Origin of the sequence: Yinghuangia seranimata, assembly GCF_029953285.1 — a bacterium.
Classification (GTDB): Bacteria; Actinomycetota; Actinomycetes; order Streptomycetales; family Streptomycetaceae; genus Yinghuangia; species Yinghuangia seranimata.
In genome coordinates this window covers 205,393-223,643 of record NZ_JASAOI010000037.1, presented here as the reverse complement: position 1 = coordinate 223,643, position 18,251 = coordinate 205,393, and the positions used below count along the sequence as shown (strand labels likewise).

Below are 18,251 nucleotides of genomic sequence, written 5' to 3'. Positions count from 1 at the left end.
CTGTCAAGCCGCCCCCTCCACCCCGGGACAGGCCACCTGTTGATGACTGGTTCACCGCGGCTTGACAGCCGGTCGGCCGCGCGGACCATCAAAAGTCGGGAGGGGCGCCAGGACACCGCCGGCAGACAGGCCGGGGGACCGTGCATGGTCTTCGACGTCCACGCCGCAACAGGCGAGGCCGGCAACGAAGATGGCGGCTGGCTCGCACGCCGACGACGCGACTCCGCGACGGAGCGGGCCGCACCCCCGAACAGCCGGCCGCCGGCTCGCGCGTCGGCGGTGCGCCACCCGCCACATCCCAGGCCGAACCCACGCCGGGCCGCGCCGCATCCGTCCCCCGTCCATTACGCTGAACGGCGGGCCGTGACTGGCGCTGAGGTGGAGTACCACCGGGGAGCAGCCTGACACCGAGTCGGATGCCGTGCGCCTGGGCGATGCGTCGAACAGCCCAGGAGCATCCCGTGGTTGAGACCTCGTCCGAGACCCCCGGCGCGCGTCTGATGGACGGCACCGCCGTCGCCCGCCGCATCACCGACGCCACCGCGGCCGCCGCCGCGGAGCTCACCGAACGCACCGGGACCGCGCCCTGCATCGCGACCGTGCTGGTCGGCGAGGACCCGGCGTCCGTCACCTACGTCCGCATGAAGCGGAACCGCTGCGCCCAGGCCGGCATCGAGTCGCGGCACGTCCCGCTGCCCGCGTCGATCAGCACGGCCGGCCTCGTCGAGGCGGTCGAGGGGCTGTCGGCCGACCCGTCGGTGCACGGCATCCTGCTGCAGCACCCCGTCGGCGACCACATCGACGAGCGCGCCGCGTTCGAGGCGATCGCGCCGGGCAAGGACGTCGACGGCGTCACCATGCACTCGTTCGCGGCGATGGCGTTCGGGCTGCCCGGGTTCGTGTCGTGCACGCCGGGCGGGATCCTGCGGCTGCTGGACGCGTACGACGTCGACCTGGCCGGCCGGCACGCCGTCGTGGTGGGCCGCAGCGCGATCCTCGGCAAGCCCGCGGGCATGCTGCTGCTGGGCCGGAACGCCACGGTGACGTACTGCCATTCGCGGACGAAGGACCTGCGGTCGATCGTGCGCGAGGCGGACGTCCTGGTCGCCGCCGTCGGCCGGCCGCGGTTCATCGCGGGGGAGGACATCAAGCCCGGCGCGGTCGTCGTCGACGCCGGCTACAGCCCGGGCAACATCGGCGACGTCGCCTTCGAGACGGCGCGCCTGCGCGCGGGCCTGATCACCCCGGTGCCGGGCGGCGTCGGCCCGATGACGATCGCCGTGCTGCTGGCCCAGACGGTGGACGCGGCCCGGGCGCAGCTCGGCGTCGCCTGAGTCGCGGGAGTCGCCCGACCCCGCGGTTCGCGCGCACCGCCCCGCGCGGTCGGGCGCGGCTGCGGCCCTCGCGGCTGCCGCCGGCCGAGCGGCCGGCCGGCGCGGGCCTACCGATCGCGCGCTCACGCAGGCGGGGAGCGCGAGGCGCGAACTCCTCGCGCGGCTGCGGGCGCTTGGCGGCCGGCCCGCCCGGCCGCCGGTCCGGCGTCCGCCGCGCTGCCCGGGCGCGCGTGCGTCCGAGGTGCTCGTCAGACCGCGACGCTAGACGTGCGGCGTCAGACGTGCTCCATCACGATGACCGCCGTCGTCCCCGGCTCGAGCGCGCGGAACACGTGCGGGGCGTCGCCCGCGTAGGCGATGTAGTCGCCGGGGCCCAGCTCGACGGGGTCGTCCGCGGGCCCGACGAGCGCACGCCCCGCGCCGATCCACACGTGTTCGACGGACCCGGGGATGTGCGGCTCCGAGGTGCGCGCGTCGCCCGGCTGGGCGGTGATGCGGAACAGGTCGCGGCGGGCGTTCGGCGGGCAGGACGCCAGCAGCGTCACCGCGTAGTCGGCGCGCTCCGAGTACGTGGCCTGGCCCTCGCCCGCGCGCACCACCCGCACCCGGGGGCGCGGCGGGTCGACGAGGCGGCTGAACGGGACGCCCAGCGCGGTGCCGAGCGCCCACAGCACCTCCACGCTCGGGTTCCCGGCGCCGGACTCGAGCTGGGACAGCGTGGACTTCGCGATCCCGGCGCGGCGCGCGAGCTCGGTCAGGGACACGCCGGCGCGCTCGCGTTCGCGGCGCACGGCGGCGGCGATCTGCGCGACGACGTCCTGCGGGGAGGAGTGCACGGGGCCCGCGGCGCGGCGGTACGCGGGGCCGGCGACGTCGTCGTCCCAGGAGTGCGGGGCGGTGTTGCCTTCGGGGTCCGTCGGGGCCGGGTCCGTGGCAGGGCTCGCCGCGGCGGCGTCCGGGGACGCGGTCCCGTCCGCGGCGCCTCGGGGCGCTTCCGGCGCCGGGGCGGCCTCCGCCGCTCCCCGGCCCCGTCGGGACCGCGTCCGTCCGCGCGCCGCCGTGCCGTCGTCGTCGTGCGTGCGGGCCGGTGCCTCGGGGCCATCCACCATGCGTTCGCTCCAGCGGTCTAGGTGTTCGCCTTGACGAACACTCACTCTGGCGTTCATTCTACGGGCCATGCGTTCGATATGGCGAACACCCTCGTGGGCCCCCTGGCACACCCTCGACCGCGCGACCGTCCGCGACATCGCCCTGGTCTGCGTCGCGGACGCCCTTGTGGGCGCCTCGTTCGGCGCCATCGCGGTGTCCGGCGGGCTGGCCTGGTGGATCCCCGTGGCCATGTCCGTGCTCGTCTTCGCCGGGGGCGCGCAGTTCGCCGCCGTCGGCGTCGTGCTCTCCGGCGGCGGCCCCGCCGCGGCCGTCGCGACCGGGCTCGTCCTCAACACCCGCCTGCTCGCCTTCGGGTTCGCCGTCTCCGACACCCTCGGACGCGGCCCGCTCCGCCGCGTGATCGGCGCCCACCTCACCACCGACGAGAACGTCGCCTTCGCCCTCCAGGAGACCGACCCGGCCCGCCGCCGCGCCGTGTTCTGGACGTGCGGCATCGCGCTGTTCACCGCCTGGAACCTCGCCGTCGTCGCCGGCGCCGCCGCCGGGAGCGCCATCGGCGACACCGACGCGCTGGGCCTGGACGCCGCGTTCCCCGCCGTCCTGCTCGCCCTGGTGTGGCCCACCCTGGCCGCCGAACCGGCCACCCGCCGCGCGGCCCTCGCCGGCGCCGCCGTGAGCCTGGCCGCCGCGCCGTTCCTGCCCGCAGGCGTCCCCGTGCTGCTCGCCCTGAGCGGCCTCGCACTCGCCCTGGGCCGACGCGCGCCCGGCAAGGACCAGGCCGCCGCCCCGGCCTCCGACGCCCCCGAACCCGCCGCGCGGGACGCCGAGACGCCGCGCCCGCACACCCCCGCCGAGCCCGAGGCCCTGCCCGCGTCGTCCCCGGCCCAGGCGCCGCCACCGACCCTCCAGCCGGGGCGTGCCACCCCGGCCACCCAGTCGGCACCGCCCGCACCGCCCGCACCGCTCGCACCGTCCGCGTCCCCGAGGAAGGCCCGCTGATGCTCCCGCTCTACGCCATCGCCGCCCTGGCCGCGGGGACGTTCGCGTTCCGCCTCGCCGGCCCCGTCCTGCACGGCCGCGTCCAGCTGCCCGACCGGGCGCAGGCCCTCCTCGCCGTCGCCGCGACCGTGCTGCTCACCGCGCTGGTGGCGAGTTCCGCCGTGACGCAGGGGCACGGCTTCGCGGGGTACGCCCGCCCGGCCGGGGTCGCGGTGGCCGGCGTGCTCGTCCTGCGGCGGGCCCCGTTCCCGCTCGTCGTCATCGCGGCGGCCGCCACGACGGCGGTGCTGCGCCTGCTCGGCGTCGCATAGCGCGGACCGAGCCGGGGCGGGGTCAGCCCGCCGCGCGACGGGGCCGCACCAGCATGACGACGTTCGCCGTGCCGACCGTGGCGCCCGCGTCGTCCGTCAGCACCACCGGGCAGTCGACCTCCAACTCCTCCCGCCGCCCGGCGCGTCCGCGGACGTCAGCGAACGCGGCTTACGCCGGCAGCGCGCCCCAGACCTGCGCCCCCTCGGTGATCCGGAGCGGCCTGGCCCGCGTCTCGGTGCGGTGGGTCGCGGCGTTGTGGCTGGTCAGCGCGCCCGTCCTGCTGTCGAGGACGAGGAGGTTCGCGCCCGACCAGCTCGCCGCGACGGCGTGGTCGAGGTCGTTGTCGGCGGGGGTGAGGCCGACGGGCCCGAGGTCGGTGCAGGTGCCGCCGTCGAGGTCCAGGACAGCCAGGCGGCTGCCGTCGGCGGCACGCACGATGCCCGCGTAGCGTCGGCCCGTCGCGTCGATGACGCCCCGCCCGGCGACCGGGCCCGCCGCGCACGCGGGCAGCGGCGCCGAGCGGCCCTTGGCGGTGTCGTACACCTGCGTGCACGGCTCCCGGGCGCAGCCGTTGTCCTTCCACACCACGCGGGTGCCGGCGGCGGCGAGCGCCTCGCCGTCCTCGGTGACGGTCGCCGCGGCGGCCGTGCCCTGCCTGTCCATCACGACCAGCGCCGGGCGCGGGGCCGCGGCGGTGGCCCGCTGCGCGACGACGCCCTGCGGGGTGTCGGCGACCGGCTCGAAGCCGCACGGCAGCACCACGGCGTGCCGGCCCGGGCGGCCGTTCGGGGCGAAGTCGTTCATGGCGAACTGCCGCCTCAGCGGCTCGGGGACCTGCTCGCCCGCGCACGCCTGGTCGGGCGGCGCCTGCGTGACCGCCCACACCACCGTGCCGTCGGCGCCCGCGAACCAGCTGCTGGCCGGCGCGAGCAGCACCGCCTCCTCCGGCTTGCCGACGACGACCGAGATGAGCGTGCCGTCGCGCAGCCCGACCAGGTCGCCCGCGGGGAGCTGCCTGCGGCCCGCGAAGTCGGCGGCCAGGCGGCCCGCGGCGACGTCGACGCCGTCGGGGCGCGCCACGACCGTGCGCGGCTCGGCGTCCGTCCGGTCGAGGACGAGGATGTCGCCGTCCACCTCCACCACGATGCCGCGCGGCGCTGTGCTCTCCGCGTTCCCCGCGTTCCCCGCGTTTCCGCCGCCGCCTCCGCCGCAGCCCGCGAGAGCCGGGCCCGCGAGGACCGCCGCGGCTATTACGCACACCGTTCGGCGCCTTTTCCGGGCACCGCTCCGCCACCCACCCTGCCGTTTCACCGCTATTCCCTTTCGCGCCGAAATCGGATTCCGGAAATCACCCGCGGGACCGGCGGAAAAACCGCCGGTCCCACGGCTCAGGTCACGGCTTGGGCGTACAGGCCGACCTCGCGGTGCACTCGGAGAAGAACGGGAATGCGGTGATCGCGTTCAGGGTGCCCATCGTGTACAGGAAACGCGCCCCGCAGGAGGCGGTGTCCTGGTACTTGTCGATGACGAACCTGCGGCGCTCGATCTTGGGCGTGGTGTAGCCGTAGCTGTGGCCCGGCACGTTGATGGTGTTGGCCACCGTCACGCCGGTGGTGGTGCTCCACTGCACGTTGTAGCTGGTCTTGGCCTCGACCTGGCCGATGCCCCAGCTCAGCGACCCGCCGCCGGAGAACTCCCAGCCCGTGGTCTTGGACTTCGTGGTGGTCAGGTCGTAGCGCAGGATCGCGTTGCTGCCGCTCGAGTTGTACTTGCCGGCCGTGTTGCCGACCGCCTCGTAGGAGAGCTTGACCTGGGTCACCTTGTACCAGGTGTCCGGCGGGCAGCCCGTCGGCGACTGCTCGCTCGCGCTCGCCGACGGGGCGAGCAGCAGGCCGGCGCCGAGGGCGAGCACGCCCGCGAGTGCTCCGTACCGGGTTTTTCCGCGCATCTTTACGCTCCTCCCGTTACCCCCGGCCGCGGCCGGCCGGGTGCTGCGACGAGGAAAGCGAATTCCCGAGATCGAATTTCGGGATTTGAGCTTCGCCTGAGCTTTCGAATGCCCGCCGAAGAAAAGGATCAAGACGGCATCCGGCTTTTTGGAATTCGCGCCCGCGGGAGAAAAATTCCAGAATACGGCGGCCCCTTGATCACCCTCCGCGGACATCCCGAACGACGGTCCTGGCATCGCAAAGTGGATGATCGCCGCCCCCGCCGCCGCCCCCGCCGCGAGGCCCGTCCCGGGCCGCCCGGCCGTACCCGGCGGCTCATCGGTCGCGCCCCGCGCGGCGGCCCCGCTACCGTGCGGCGCCGTGCCCGACACCTACCAGCGCGTCGTCGCCCTCACCGGCGCCGGCATCTCGACCGACTCCGGCGTCCCCGACTTCCGCAGCCCCGACGGCGTCTGGGCCCGCGACCCCGGCGCGGTGCGCAGCGTCACCCGCAAGGCGTTCCTGACCGACCCGACCGCGCGCCGCAGGTTCTGGGACATGTGCGCCGACGCCTACGACCACGCGCCCGCCCCGAACGCCGCGCACCGCGCCCTCGTCGACCTCGAACACGCGGGCCTGCTGCGGGGCGTCGTCACGCAGAACGTCGACGGCCTCCACCAGGCGGCGGGCTCCACACCCGCGACGGTCCTGGAGGTCCACGGCACCGTCGCGACCACCCGCTGCGTCTGCGGGCACCGCCGTCCCACCCCCGAGGTCCTCGCCCTCGTCCGCCGCGCGGGCCCCAGCCGCCCCGAGCCGGCCTGCCGGGACTGCGGGGGCCTCCTCGTGCCCGACGCGGTGTTCTTCGGCGACCACCTCGACCGCGCGGTCTTCGGCCACGCCACCGCGCTCGCCCGCGGCTGCGACCTGCTGCTCGCGGTCGGCTCGTCGCTGGTCGTCGAACCGGCCGCGGGCCTGTGCGCGGCCGCCGTCGAGTCCGGCGCGGACCTGGTCGTCGTCAACGCCCACCCGACGCCGTACGACGACCTCGCCACCGCGGTCGTCCGCGAGCCCATCGGCACCGCCCTGCCCCGCCTCGCCGCCGACCTGATCGCCGGACGCGGCGTTCGGCCGGCCTGAGCCGGCGCGGGCGCCCGCCGCCGGGACCCGGGCGCGGGGTGCTCCGTATGGCGGACAGTGCGGGGCTGCGTCGCGAAAACAGCCCGGGGCGGGGGGACAGTGGGACCACGGGGCGCCCCCGCCGGGCGTCGGCGACCGGGCACGGCCCGGCCGCCGACGGCCCGCGGAGGCCGCGCCCCGTTCCGTTCGTACCGACTCACCGTTGCGGAGGCCCCGTGGCCGTCCTGTTCCAGATGACCGTGCCCATGAGCACCGACCAGTACGACACCCTCAACGCCGCGCTGCAGAAGCACGCGCCCGGCATCTTCGCCGGCTGTCTCGCGCACGTCGCCGTGCCCGTCGACGGCGGCATGCAGATCAGCGACCTGTGGGAGTCCACCGACGCGCTCGAGGCCTTCCAGGCCCGCATGATGCCCATCGCGGCCGAGGTAGGCGTGGCCCCGCCGCCCGGGGGCCAGGCGCCCGAGCCGGTCGTGAGCCAGGTCCACGCCTACTGGCTGCCCGGCGCCTGACCGGCCGGCACCGCCACACCGCCCGTCTCCGCGAGCCCGGCCGCGACCCGGCCGGGCTCCGGCACGTCCAGGGCGGGGCCCGGCCGGGCGTCCGGCACCGGGCCCGCGGCGGGAGCCGCGTCCGCGTCCCGCTTCGGGACCGTGAACAGCGGCAGGAAGATCTGCACCAGCGGCCCGATCCCCAGCGCGTACACCACCGTGCCCACGCCGGCCGACCCGCCCAGTGCCAGTCCGGCGGCCAGGACGCTCACCTCGATGCAGGTCCGCACCAGGCGCACCGACCGCCCGGTGCGGGCCACCAGGCCGGTCATGAGCCCGTCGCGGGGGCCCGCGCCGAACCGCGCGCCGATGTACATGCCGCCCGCCACCGCGTTCAGCACCACCGACGCGACCATGAACACCGACTGCCACGCGAGCCCGTCCGCGTCCGGCAGGACCGCCAGCGACGCGTCGACGGACACGCCGATCACCACGACGTTGGACACCGTGCCCAGGCCCGGCCACTGCCGCAGCGGCCACCACAGCAGCAGCACCGCCGCGCCCACCACCACCGTGACCGTGCCGAAGCTCAGCGGCGTACGCTCCTGCAGCCCCTGGTGGAACACGTCCCACGGATCCAGGCCGAGCCCGGCGCGGATCATCAGCGCCATGCTGAACCCGTACAGCCCCAGGCCGGCGTACAACTGCACGAGCCGTCGCCCCAACAACCAGTCCACCTGTCCGCGCCCCTCCCGCACCCGGCTCCCCGAAAAGGGGCCATTGGTGAGAGACTCTCGCCAAGCGGCCCCTTAATCCACGGCCAATCGCACAGGAGTGGACTGATGAGCACCCAGCACCTCACCGTCAGCAGCGCCCGCCTGGCCGACCTCCTGCGCCCCGCCACCACGGCCACGGCCGTCCTCCCCGCCGCGGCGCGGCCCGGACCCGGCGGCACGCCCGCCTACCGCGCGCTCGCCGAACGCATCCGCGCGCTCGTCCTCGACGGCCGCCTCCCGCTCACCGCCCGGCTCCCCGCCGAACGCGGCCTCGCCGACCGCCTCGGCGTCTCCCGCACCACCGTCGCCGCCGCCTACGACCTGCTGCGCACCGACGGCTACCTGATCTCCCGCCGGGGCTCCGGCTCGTGGACCGCGCTCCCCACGCACCACCCCGAGCCGCCCACCCGCGCCCTGGTGCCCACCACCCTGACCGGCACCATCGACCTCGCCGTCGCCGCCCTCCCCGGGCCCGGCCGCCACCTCCACCGCGCCGTGGCCGACGCCGCCGACGCGCTCCCCGCGTACACCGCCGCGCACGGCTACCACCCCGCCGGCCTGCCGCTCCTGCGCGAGACGATCGCCGAGCGCTACACCCGCCGCGGCGCCCCCACCACGCCCGACCAGATCATCGTCACCAGCGGCGCGCTGTCCGCCTGGGTGCTCGTGCTGCGGACCCTCCTGCACCCCGGCGACCGCGTCGCCGTCGAGTCACCCACCTACGCCAACGCCCTCGAAGCCATCCGCGCCCAGGGCGGCCGCACCGTGCCCGTCCCCATGGGCGAGCACGGCTGGGACCTCCCCGCCTGGCACGACGCCCTCCGCGCCGCCGGACCCCGCGCCGCGTACCTCATCCCCGACTACCAGAACCCCACCGGCCACCTCGCCGACCCCGACACCCGCCGCACCCTCATCGACCTCGCCCGCTCCACCGGCACCACCCTCGTCGCCGACGAGACCTGCGCCGACCTCGCGCTCGACGTCCCGCGCCTCCCGCACCCCGACCACCCCGCGCCGATGGCCGCGCACGACCGCAGCGGCACCGTCGTCACCATCGGCTCCGCCGGCAAGTCGTTCTGGGGCGGCCTGCGCATCGGCTGGATCCGCGGCACCCCCGACCTGGTCCGCCGCCTCGTCAGCACCCGCGCCGGGCTCGACGTCGCCGCCCCCGTGCTCGACCAGCTCGTCCTGCACTACCTGATCGCCGACCACGCCGACGCCATCCTCGACGAACGCCTCCCCGGCATCCGCGACGCCCGCGACCACCTCGCCGGGCTGCTCCGCACCCACCTGCCCGACTGGACGTTCCACACCCCGCCCGGCGGACTGTCCCTGTGGGCGCACACCGACAGCCTCTCCACGACCGTCCTGGCCGAGGCCGCCGGACGCCACGGCCTGCGCGTCGCCCCCGGCACCCTGTTCGGCACCACCGGCGCCTTCGAACGCCACCTGCGCCTGCCCTACACCCTCGACCAGGCCACCCTCACCGAGGCCGTCCGCCGCCTCGCCATCGCCGCCGCCGAGACCGGCCGCACCCGCACCGACGCCGTCCTCGCCCCCGCCTTCACCGGCTGCGTCGCCTGACCCCACCCGCCCCGCTGCGCACGGCGTCCGCCGGACGGGCGCCGACGCGCGGCCGAACGGGTGACCACTGCGCCGAACGGCGGTCGATCCGCCGCCGCCACCCACGCCCGCACCCGCCCCGCACCCCGGCCTGACCAGCACGAACACGACAACACCCCAGGTCACGGCGGTGTTGACACCCCGCCCGCCCCGCCCGCTACGTTCGCTCCCGTCCACCGCAGGACGACCGACCGGGAAAACCTCCCGGGAACCGTGCGCGCCACCGGGCCCACGGCGCCCCACGGCACCCGCCGCGGGCCGCCCGACGCCAGACCCGGCCCCGCGCGCACGACCCCGGGGGAGCGGGCCGACGCGGCAGCACCCGTGCGCCTGCCGCGCCGCCCGCGAGCGCCGACCCGCCGGACGGTGCGACCCGGGGGGACCCGGCCGCCCAGTAGACAACGGCCCCGCGACCGCGCAGCCAGCCGGTCCGGCGCCGGCCCGAAGGACGGCCGGGCCCCACCCGACGAACGCCCGACGAGAGAGCGGAACACAGACGCCACGCATGAGCCGGCCCCGAACCGGTCCGGACACCCGCGCGGCGCGGCCGGTCAGCCGGCCAGGTCGTCCGGGTCGATGCCCTGGGCGCGGGCGAGCGCGAAGAGGAGGCGTTCAACGCCGTCAAGACGACCGTCGAGGCCGTTCAAACGCCCATCGAGGCCGTCAAGTCGCCCGTCGAGGCCGTCAAGACGCCCGTTGACGTCGTCAAGGCGCCCGTCGAGGCCGTTCAAACGCCCGTCGACGGCATCCAGCCGTTCGGTCATGACGCGTTCGACGGTGTCCAGGCGCTCGGCGATGCTGCGGTCCCCGGGCGCGCCGATGGCGTCGGCCAGGGAGTCGATGTTCCGGAACCCGGTGATCTGTGCCTCGCTGATGGTCTTGAGCTGTTGGCTGTACTCGGCCAGGGTACGGCCGGTGCGGAACGCCTCCGCCTCCAGAACCTGGATTCGTTCGTCGTGCGTCGCTGTGTCTCGCGTCATGGGGCCATGCTGTCGGAACGCCAGCCCCCGCCACCCCTGCTTCGTGACAGCGGGGCCCGGCGCGCGGTTGCTCCGTGGGGGCGCACCAGAGCGAACACTCGGCGCCCGGTGTTCCCCCCGAGGTCGCCCAGCGCGACGGCCCGTGCCGAAACGTTGTGTTCAGGTCGCTCGTTCGCGTGACGCATCGTCGTCGAGGGCGCTGCGGTGCCGCGGCGGCGGGGACGGGCGACTGTCGGGTCGCAAGCCGGGTAGGGGTCGGCCACAGAGGGAGCGTGGGGCGGCGCGCGGGACCGGCGCCTCGTGTCTCAGGGTGGGCGCGCAACCACGGGCAAGCCCGCGACGTTGTACGGTCGCAGCCGACGCAATCCCATGAAGGAGACGATGTGAGCACGCCGCACCAGCCCGCTACGTTCAGCCTCGGGGACCTGGGCAAGGTGCTCGTCATCATCCCCACCTACAACGAGGCCGAGAACATCGCCGAGATCGTGGGCCGGGTCCGCGCCGCCACTCCCGAGGTCGACGTCCTGATCGCGGACGACAACAGCCCCGACGGCACCGGCGCCATCGCCGACGGGATCGCCGAGCACGACCCGCACGTCCAGGTCCTGCACCGCAAGGGCAAGGAGGGCCTCGGCGCCGCCTACCTGGCCGGGTTCCACTGGGGCATCGACCGCGGCTACGACATCCTCGTCGAGATGGACGCCGACGGCTCCCACCAGCCCGAGCAGCTCCCGCGCCTGCTGGAGGCCGTCCGCGACGCCGACCTGGTCCTCGGTTCCCGCTGGGTGCCGGGCGGCGCGATCGTCAACTGGCCCGCGAGCCGCAAGTTCATCTCGCGCGGCGGCAGCTTCTACTCGCGCACGATGCTCGGCCTGGAGCTGCGCGACATCACCGGCGGGTTCCGCGCGTTCCGCAAGGAGACGCTGCTCGGCATCGACATGGACACCGTCGCCTCCGCGGGGTACTGCTTCCAGGTCGACCTGGCGTGGCGCGCGGTCAAGAAGGGCTTCCGCGTCGTCGAGGTGCCGATCACGTTCGTCGAGCGCGAGCGGGGCAACAGCAAGATGAGCCGCGCGATCCTCGTCGAGGCGCTGTGGCGCGTCACCGCGTGGGGCGCGGGCCGCCAGGCCGAGCGCGTCAAGAAGATCGGCAAGCCGCGCGACGCCGGGGCCGACGCCCAAAGTGGCGCGGGTGACAAGGCCGCCGGGAACACCGAGCGCGGCTGAAGCGTCACTACATACAGCAGAAAGAACAGGCCCCGGTCCCGGAAGCGGTTCCCACCCGCCCCGGGAACGGGGATGTCCGGCCACGCGGCGGGCACCCGCCCGCCGCGCCCGCCGGACCGGAAGGAGACCCGTCCCCGATGCGTCGCGCAGCCGTCCTCATCCCGCTCGTCGCGTTCCCGATCGCCGAGATCTACCTGATGAGCCGCGTCAGCACCGCGATCGGCGTCGGCAACACCGTGCTGCTCCTGCTCGCGGGCGTGATCGCCGGCGCGCTGGCGATCCGCTACGAGGGCCGACGCGCGCTGCTGAAGCTGCGCGCCTCCACCGAGGCCGCGATGCAGGCCGCCGGCTACCCCGCGTCCGGCGCGGGCCCCGCACCGGTGCCGGGCGGCACCCCGGCCGATCCGGGACGCGCGGCGGCGGACGCCGGGCTGGTGGTCCTCGGCGGCGTGCTCCTGATGATCCCCGGGTTCATCTCGGATGTGCTGGGCCTGCTGTGCGTCCTGCCGTTCACCCGGCCGCTGGTCCGCCGTCTGATCGGCGGCACGGTGGCGGGCCAGGTCGTCCGCCGCACCAAGGTCGGCGGCGCCGCGTGGCAGGTCCGCGAGCAGGTCCGCATGCACGCCCAGGACGGCAAGGTCGTCCAGGGCGAGGTCATCGACCCGGACGACGCCCGCGTGTGGCGCCCGCAGGACGACGCCCCGGGGCCGGGTCGTCTCACCGGCTGACGGATACGAAAAGCGGAAACGAGAACGGGGCCGGGCGGAGACGTCCGGCCCCGTTCCGCTGTCCGGGGACGGTCACGGCCGCGAGCACGGCGAAGCGGGGCGCCGGGGGGACAGGACCCCCGACACAGCCCACGCCCGCCCCCAGGACGTACGAAGGCCCGGGCCGCTTCGGAGTCGTGCTCCGTGCGGCCCGGGCCTTTCCGCGTCGTGGGCGGGGCGGGTGGGTCAGGCGGTCTTGCGGTTGTCGCGCGGGTCGTGGTGGAGGTCGATGCCGCCGGACCGGAGGACGGCCAGGCGTTCGGCGAGGACCTCTTCCAGCTCCTCGCGGGTGCGGCGCTCCATCAGCATGTCCCAGTGCGTACGCGCGGGCTTGTTCTTCTTCTCCTCCGGCGGGGCGCCGTCCACCAGCTGGGCGACCATGCCGCAGCTGCGGCACTCCCAGACCGGGGGGATCTCCGCCTCGACGGAGAACGGCATCTCGAAGCGGTGGCCGCGCGGACACGCGTATTCGACGGTCCGCCGCGGGGCAAGGTCGATTCCACGGTCGGTCTCGTAGCTGGTGGCGCCGAGGCGCGTGCCGCGGAGAGCTCGCTCACTCATGAAATCGTGCCTCCTGGGCTTGATGTCCACTGGACAGCCGTGGCTGCCTCGTTCGTTCGATCAACGTGCCGCAGGCCCCGAAGATTCCCGGTTGTGCCGGGCAACACGAACCCGGGACGCTGCATCGCCGAGGTAACTACCCGTATTCGGGCTTTTCATCACATCTCGGATGCGCGTTGTGTCTTTTTGGGCCTCAATGCCCGCGCAAAACGGTCGGTTCACGGACGCAAACACCGCCACAACCACCGGCGTGCAGGATACATATCGGTCAGATCCGATCGCCCTCACGCCCGGTCCGTCAGCTCCGCCCACACGACCTTCCCCGCGTCCGTCGGCCGCACCCCCCAGTCCGCCGCCAACGCCGCCACGATCATCAGCCCCCGGTGCCGCTCGTCCCCCTCCGCCGCCGTGATCCGCCGCGGCAGCCGCCCGTCGTGGTCCGCCACCTGCACCACCAGCCGCCCCGACCGGTGCCGCAACCGCAGCTCCATCGGCGTACGCGCGTGCTCCACCGCGTTCGCCACCAGCTCCGTCACCACCGAACAGGCCGCGTCCACCAACCCGTCCAGCCCCCACCGCGCCAACGTCCCCCGCGTGAACGACCGCGCCTCACGCGCCGCCCGCGGCGACGGCGGCAGCTCCAACGACCCCGAACGCTCCCGCACCCCGCACGCCCGCACCAGCAGCAGCGCCACGTCGTCGTGCTCGCGCCCCGTCAGCATCGACCCCAGCAGCCGGTCGCACGCGTCCTGCACCCCGTCCCGGTGCCGCGCCGCACCCCCCATGTGCGCGGCCATGTGCCCCGTGAACGCCCGCAACCGGTCCGTCAACGACGCGTCGTGCCGCTCCACCAGCCCGTCCGTGTACAGCAGCAGCCGGTCCGCCGCCGTGAACGCGATCTCCGCGTCCTCGAACGCCGTCCCCTCCACCCCCAACGGCACCCCCAGGTCGTCGTCCAGCAGCCGCACCTCGCCGTCCGCCGACACCAGCGCCGGCGGCAGATGCCCCGCGTTCGACCAGCGGATCGCCGCGTGCCCCGGGTCGTACACCGCGTACACGCACGTCGTGATCTGCTCGTCCGACCCCATCCCCGCCAACAACCGGTTCAGATGCCGCATCACCTGCGCCGGCGGCAGATCCATCACCGCGTACGCCCGCACCGCCACCCGCAGCTGCCCCATCACCGCCGCCGCCGACAGCCCGCGCCCCATCACGTCCCCGATCACCAGCGCGACCCGCCCCGCCGACAACGGGATCACGTCGAACCAGTCACCACCCACCTGCGTGCCCCGCGCCCCCGGCAGGTACCGGCACGCGACCTCCAGCGTGTCGATGTCCGGCAGCTCCGGCGGCAGCAGACTGCGCTGCAGCCGCACCGCCGTGTCCCGCTCCCGCCGGTACAACCGCGCGTTCTCGATCGCCGACGCCGCCTGCGCCGCGATGCCCAGCGCCAGCTGCTCGTCCCGCTCCGTGAAGATGTCCGGCTTCGAGTGCGAGAACGCGAACGACCCCAGCGGCTCCCCACCCCGCGACACCACCGGCACCGCCATGTAGCTGCGCACCGGCAACGCGTCCGGCGACCACGCCACCGGCGCCTGGTGCCCGCGCCCCGGATAGTCCGCCAGGTCCCCGCACCGCACCACCGACGCCGCCACGTGCGCGCCCGTCAGCCGCACCATCGGATCCGGCAGCAGCGGATGCGCCGCCGACGCGCGCGACGACACCGCAAAGCGGATCCCGTCCGCGCCCTCCGCCCCCGCCTCGCAGTCCGCGTCCCGGTACAGCAGCAGCCCGTGCTCCGCCACGATCACCTTCGTCGCCGCGTCGGTCGCCGTCTGCACCACCGCGTCCAGGTCCAGACCACTCGTCAGCTGCTGGCCGACGCGGTAGAGGGTCTCGACGATGTTCGTCTCCTGCTCGAGCCGCTGCTGCTTCAGGCGCAGCTGCTCGGCCTGGGTGCGCACCCGGCCCCGGTACGTCGCCACCGTGCGGGCCTGCTCGACGGTGGTGTCCTCCGTCGCCGCGAGCAGCTGCTCCAACGCGTCCAGGCGCGCCGCCGCCAGCATGCCGTCCCGCGGCGTCGGCGCCGGCGTCGCGGGTGCCGGGAGCAGCGCCAGCCGGGACGCCGCCGCGAGCGAACGCAGCAGCTCCGCCGCCGGCGCCGGGATGTGCCGGCCGGTGAACAGCACCACGGCGAACACCTCGCCGTCCGGCAGCGTGCCCGCATAGCCGAGCACCGTGCGGACGCCGTGCAGGCCGGTGTGCGGGTCGGGGATGTGCGCGATCGCGTAACGGTCCGACTCGACGTCGCACGCCCCGTCCTGCGACGCCTCGGCGAGCGGCGCGGGCCCGCCCGACGGAGCCGACAGGACCGACGGAACGACCGGGCTCGACGCCGCGGGCGAGGTGGGCCCCGGCAGCACGACCGCCGGCGGAGGCGCGGGGACGGCGTACGCGCCCCGCAGCGGCACACCGGACACCGTCCCGCCACCGCCCGGACCCCCGGCGACGGGACCCGGCCCGAGCCCCGGCGGAAGACCGGTCACCGTTCCCGCGACCAGGTCGGCGGAGGTGGCGGCGACCGTCGCGGTGCCGGTCACGGCCGACACGCCGGGCAGCGAACCGGGCGTCGGCCCGGGGATGGCCACCGGGGCCGGGCCGCCCGACGTTCCCGACGCGGCGCCGACGCGCGGAGCCCCGGCGAAGGTCGCGGGATACGCCCCGGTCCCGGACATCCCACCCGGCCCGGCCCCACCCGCCACCGGCACGGGAAGCCCGCCCCCACCCCCACCCCCGGGCGCGGCAGGAGCACCCAGCACCCCGAGCTGCCGCAACACGGCCTCGAACGCGGGATGCAACGCCCCGTCGCCCCCCGCCGCACCGAGCGGCCGCGCCCCGACGCTCGCGGAGAACGCGGTGACCCCCTCGGTGGGCGGCACGACGTCGTCGTCGGCCCACGGCACGGACGGCGCGAACCGTGGCCCGGCGGCCGGTACTTCGGCGCGCGGGGACACTGCGGCGGCTGGAGGGGCGGGCGGGAGCGGCTGGGGAATCCCCGCGATCGGAAGGCCGGGCGCGGCGTCGGCACGGCGCGTGGGGTCCTCGGCCCCCCACCCGGTGCTGTCCGCCGACGCAGCGCCGATCGGGCTCGCAGCGGCCGGCAGATCGGCCGACGTCGGCCCGACGGGGTCGACATCCCCAACTGGGCGTGGCGGCTGCGGGATCCCCGTCGTTGACACGCCAGGCGCGTCCCCGGACGGGCCCGCAGCGGGCACATCGGCCCATGTCGGCCCGACCGGGGCGGAATCCTCGCCTGGGCGTGGCGGCTGAGCGATCGGGGTGGGGACGCCAGGCGCAGCGTCGTCCGGGCGCGTGGGGTGTTCGGCCCCCCACCCGGTGCTTTCCGTCGACGGATCGCCGATCGGGCCGGCGGCGGCGGGTGCCTCGGCCCACGTTCGCCCGGCCGCCGCGGAATCCCCGCCTGCGCGAGGCGGCCGCGGGATCCCGAGGGGGACGGGCCCGGAGCCGGCGATGGTCATGTCCACCGTGCCCGCGGCGGGCCATGCGGCGCTGTCGGCCGACGTGCCTGCGGATGCGTGGCCGGGTGGTGGTGGCCCTGGCGTCGGGCCTTCGACGGCGGGCAAGGCGGAACCGCCAAGGGACGGCGGCTGCGGGATCCCGACGGGAGCGGGCGCGGAGCCGGCGGCGGTCACGCCCATCTCGCCGGCGTCGGTCCGTGCGGCGCTGTCGGGCGACACGCCTGCGGATGCAGGTCCGGGCGGTGCCCCCGGCGTCGGGCCTTCGGCGGCGGGCGAGGAGGAGCCGCCGGCGGGCGGCTGCGGAATCCCGGTGTCCGGAGCGCCGCTGGTCGGGCCTGCGGTGACAGGCACGTGCCCCCACCCGGGCGTCATCCCCGCCTGTGGCGAATTCCCCGGTGGGGCAACGCCGTTCGTGGTGCCCTGGGCGGGGGTGCTCGGCGGCCGGGGCACGGGCGCGGGTGTCGGCTGTGCGTGCGGCGGGCCTCCTGGGGAGCCGACGCCGTTGGTGCCCTCGGCGGGGCGGCCCTGTGCGGACGGCGCCGCGGTGCCCGGGTCGCGGGACGGCTGGGGGAGTTCCGTGGACGCGGCGCGCGGGTCCGGGCGGAAGCCCCCGGGTGCCGGCGGCTGCGGTACGGCTCCCGCCGCCGGTCCCGTCGCCCACGACCCGCTCGAGGTCACGTCCGGCACCGGCGGCGTCCAGTCGACCGTGTCCGCGGTGGGCGGTTCGGTCAGCGCCGCCGCGTGCACCCACGGCGGTTCGCCGGTGCCGGTGGGCGGGAACGGGCCCGGTGGGGACAGGGGTTCGGGGATGCGGGGGAGTGCGGCGCCCGGGCCGTCGGAAGGGCCCGCCGTCCAGTCGGCGCGTGGAGACGAAGCCGGGGTCGGTGCGGGTGCCGTAGCCGGTGCCGGCAGCCGCACGCGTTCCGGTGCGCCGGGGTGCCCCGGTCCGGGCGCCGCGCCGTCGGAGCCGAGGAGTTCGAGGACGCGTCCGCCTAAGTCCGCGCCGTCCGCGCCGTCCTCGCCCGTGCCCTGCTCCGCGCCGGGGGCGGCGTGGCCGGTGAGTCCCGGCCGCGCGGCCGTGTCGCGCGCGGTCACGTACACGCGGACGAGTGACAGCTGGGCGCGTTCGGTGACCGGGTCGCGGAACGCGGCGCGCAGGTGGTGGGCTAGCGCGCGGGCGGCCTCGTCGGGCGTGGTGGCGGCGGCGGTCGCCTGGCGCAGGTCGGAACCGCACACGACCAGGTCGCTGGGGGTGAGGTTCGCGAGGTCGAACACGGGCGTCCACGTCCAAAAAACGGCCGCGGTGCGGCGCGCTGTCGTCGGGCGAGCGGGGTTGCGGGCAGGTGGTGCTCAGGCGGTGCCGGGTGCCGGCTCACTCTTGCGAGTGAATATTTCGGGCTCGGGGCATGCGTGCGCGCCGCCCCCGGGAGCCGTCGGTTCCCGCGGCCGGGGCGCGCTGTGCCGC

General features: G+C 75.7%; 15 protein-coding genes and 1 riboswitch. Of the genes, 8 read left to right on the top strand and 7 right to left on the bottom strand.

The annotated features are described in order from the left end of the window. Positions 1–353 precede the first annotated feature (353 nt). Positions 354–440, top strand: a riboswitch (ZMP/ZTP riboswitch). Between the two features lie 60 nt (positions 441–500). Continuing rightward, a complete protein-coding gene (locus tag QI554_RS23895; protein WP_281472266.1) occupies positions 501–1,334 on the top strand; it encodes a bifunctional 5,10-methylenetetrahydrofolate dehydrogenase/5,10-methenyltetrahydrofolate cyclohydrolase in 834 nt (277 codons plus the stop codon). 275 nt (positions 1,335–1,609) lie between these two features. Here QI554_RS23895 and QI554_RS23890 read toward each other — a convergent pair whose 3' ends face one another. Then, positions 1,610–2,170 (bottom strand): helix-turn-helix domain-containing protein, encoded by a 561-nt coding sequence (locus QI554_RS23890; protein WP_281472265.1) that lies wholly within the window; start codon positions 2,168–2,170, stop codon positions 1,610–1,612. A gap of 340 nt (positions 2,171–2,510) precedes the next feature. On the opposite strand from QI554_RS23890, the gene QI554_RS23885 reads away from it, so the two are divergent. Together QI554_RS23885 and QI554_RS23880 are read left to right on the top strand one after the other, a co-directional pair. Beyond that, a complete protein-coding gene (locus QI554_RS23885; protein WP_425528035.1) occupies positions 2,511–3,443 on the top strand; it encodes an AzlC family ABC transporter permease in 933 nt (310 codons plus the stop codon). Then, positions 3,443–3,754 carry an AzlD domain-containing protein gene (locus tag QI554_RS23880; RefSeq protein WP_281472253.1) on the top strand — a complete coding sequence of 104 codons (312 nt, stop codon included), beginning with the start codon at positions 3,443–3,445 and terminating at the stop codon, positions 3,752–3,754. The genes QI554_RS23885 and QI554_RS23880 overlap by 1 nt, the downstream gene beginning before the upstream one ends. A 169-nt stretch (positions 3,755–3,923) precedes the next feature. Here the strand turns inward: QI554_RS23880 and QI554_RS23875 are convergent, their stop codons facing one another. Together QI554_RS23875 and QI554_RS23870 are read right to left on the bottom strand one after the other, a co-directional pair. Then, complete coding sequence (locus QI554_RS23875; RefSeq protein ID WP_281472252.1) at positions 3,924–4,889, bottom strand: hypothetical protein; 966 nt, start codon at positions 4,887–4,889, stop codon at positions 3,924–3,926. Between the two features lie 259 nt (positions 4,890–5,148). Next, entirely contained in the window at positions 5,149–5,703 is a 555-nt protein-coding gene (locus tag QI554_RS23870; protein ID WP_281472251.1) for a hypothetical protein, read from the bottom strand. A gap of 361 nt (positions 5,704–6,064) precedes the next feature. Between QI554_RS23870 and QI554_RS23865 the strand changes: the two genes are divergently transcribed. After that, positions 6,065–6,823, top strand: a complete 759-nt coding sequence (locus QI554_RS23865) for an SIR2 family NAD-dependent protein deacylase (protein ID WP_281472250.1) — start codon at positions 6,065–6,067, stop codon at positions 6,821–6,823. 215 nt (positions 6,824–7,038) lie between these two features. Further along, positions 7,039–7,335, top strand: coding sequence for a hypothetical protein (locus QI554_RS23860; RefSeq protein WP_281472249.1), 297 nt, complete (start codon positions 7,039–7,041; stop codon positions 7,333–7,335). Here QI554_RS23860 and yczE read toward each other — a convergent pair. Then, positions 7,314–8,051 carry a membrane protein YczE gene (yczE, locus tag QI554_RS23855; RefSeq protein ID WP_425528034.1) on the bottom strand — a complete coding sequence of 246 codons (738 nt, stop codon included), beginning with the start codon at positions 8,049–8,051 and terminating at the stop codon, positions 7,314–7,316. The genes QI554_RS23860 and yczE overlap by 22 nt on opposite strands. 105 nt (positions 8,052–8,156) lie before the next feature. Here yczE and yczR point away from each other — a divergent pair, with 105 nt between their 5' ends. Beyond that, on the top strand, positions 8,157–9,674 hold the full coding sequence (gene yczR, locus QI554_RS23850) for a MocR-like transcription factor YczR (protein WP_281472248.1): 1,518 nt from the start codon (positions 8,157–8,159) through the stop codon (positions 9,672–9,674). 590 nt (positions 9,675–10,264) lie between these two features. Here the strand turns inward: yczR and QI554_RS23845 are convergent. Continuing rightward, positions 10,265–10,693 carry a hypothetical protein gene (locus QI554_RS23845; protein WP_281472247.1) on the bottom strand — a complete coding sequence of 143 codons (429 nt, stop codon included), beginning with the start codon at positions 10,691–10,693 and terminating at the stop codon, positions 10,265–10,267. A 383-nt stretch (positions 10,694–11,076) separates the two neighbouring features. Between QI554_RS23845 and QI554_RS23840 the strand changes: the two genes are divergently transcribed. Both QI554_RS23840 and QI554_RS23835 read left to right on the top strand, forming a co-directional pair. Then, the gene (locus QI554_RS23840; protein WP_281472246.1) at positions 11,077–11,919 is read left to right on the top strand and encodes a polyprenol monophosphomannose synthase; all 843 of its coding nucleotides are present in this window, start codon (positions 11,077–11,079) and stop codon (positions 11,917–11,919) included. A 137-nt stretch (positions 11,920–12,056) separates the two neighbouring features. After that, entirely contained in the window at positions 12,057–12,647 is a 591-nt protein-coding gene (locus QI554_RS23835; RefSeq protein ID WP_281472245.1) for an FxsA family protein, read from the top strand. 225 nt (positions 12,648–12,872) lie between these two features. Here the strand turns inward: QI554_RS23835 and QI554_RS23830 are convergent, their stop codons facing one another. Both QI554_RS23830 and QI554_RS23825 read right to left on the bottom strand, forming a co-directional pair. Beyond that, on the bottom strand, positions 12,873–13,247 hold the full coding sequence (locus QI554_RS23830) for an RNA polymerase-binding protein RbpA (protein ID WP_281472244.1): 375 nt from the start codon (positions 13,245–13,247) through the stop codon (positions 12,873–12,875). 284 nt (positions 13,248–13,531) lie between these two features. Further along, on the bottom strand, positions 13,532–18,061 hold the full coding sequence (locus QI554_RS23825; RefSeq protein WP_281472243.1) for an ATP-binding SpoIIE family protein phosphatase: 4,530 nt from the start codon (positions 18,059–18,061) through the stop codon (positions 13,532–13,534). Between the last annotated feature and the right edge of the window lie 190 nt (positions 18,062–18,251).

Excerpts from the sequence above, each read along its gene's own strand:
- QI554_RS23870 (WP_281472251.1), bottom strand. The coding sequence starts at position 5,703 with ATGCGCGGAAAAACCCGGTACGGAGCACTCGCGGGCGTGCTCGCCCTC.
- QI554_RS23830 (WP_281472244.1), bottom strand. The coding sequence starts at position 13,247 with ATGAGTGAGCGAGCTCTCCGCGGCACGCGCCTCGGCGCCACCAGCTAC.
- QI554_RS23880 (WP_281472253.1), top strand. The coding sequence starts at position 3,443 with ATGCTCCCGCTCTACGCCATCGCCGCCCTGGCCGCGGGGACGTTCGCG.
- QI554_RS23845 (WP_281472247.1), bottom strand. The coding sequence starts at position 10,693 with ATGACGCGAGACACAGCGACGCACGACGAACGAATCCAGGTTCTGGAG.
- QI554_RS23895 (WP_281472266.1), top strand. The coding sequence starts at position 501 with ATGGACGGCACCGCCGTCGCCCGCCGCATCACCGACGCCACCGCGGCC.
- QI554_RS23885 (WP_425528035.1), top strand. The coding sequence starts at position 2,511 with ATGCGTTCGATATGGCGAACACCCTCGTGGGCCCCCTGGCACACCCTC.
- yczR (WP_281472248.1), top strand. The coding sequence starts at position 8,157 with ATGAGCACCCAGCACCTCACCGTCAGCAGCGCCCGCCTGGCCGACCTC.
- QI554_RS23835 (WP_281472245.1), top strand. The coding sequence starts at position 12,057 with ATGCGTCGCGCAGCCGTCCTCATCCCGCTCGTCGCGTTCCCGATCGCC.